The organism is Psychrobacter sp. GW64-MNA-CIBAN-0177 (genome assembly GCF_040309585.1).
In the GTDB taxonomy this organism is placed as follows: Bacteria; Pseudomonadota; Gammaproteobacteria; order Pseudomonadales; family Moraxellaceae; genus Psychrobacter; species Psychrobacter okhotskensis.
On record NZ_JBEOOY010000438.1, the window covers coordinates 1 to 252 of the forward strand.

1 protein-coding gene is annotated in these 252 nt (G+C 61.9%); it reads left to right on the forward strand.

What is annotated here, in order from left to right:
- Positions 1 to 252, forward strand: a 252-nt coding sequence (locus tag AAEY79_RS15760) for an EamA family transporter (protein WP_352289564.1), incomplete at both ends; no start/stop codon positions are given.

Sequence of the window (252 nt, forward strand, 5' to 3'; positions counted from 1 at the left end):
TACTCACGGTGCTCATCTGGGGCACCACCTGGATCGCCCTCAAATGGCAGTTGGGCGTGGTGGCGATTCCTGTGTCGATTGTCTATCGCTTCGGCTTGGCCGCCCTGGTGCTGTTCGTGCTGTTGCTGCTCAGCCGCAAGTTGCAGGCGATGAACCGGCGCGGGCACCTGATCTGCCTGGCGCAGGGGCTGTGCCTGTTCTGCGTCAACTTCATGTGCTTTCTCACCGCCAGCCAATGGATCCCCAGTGGCC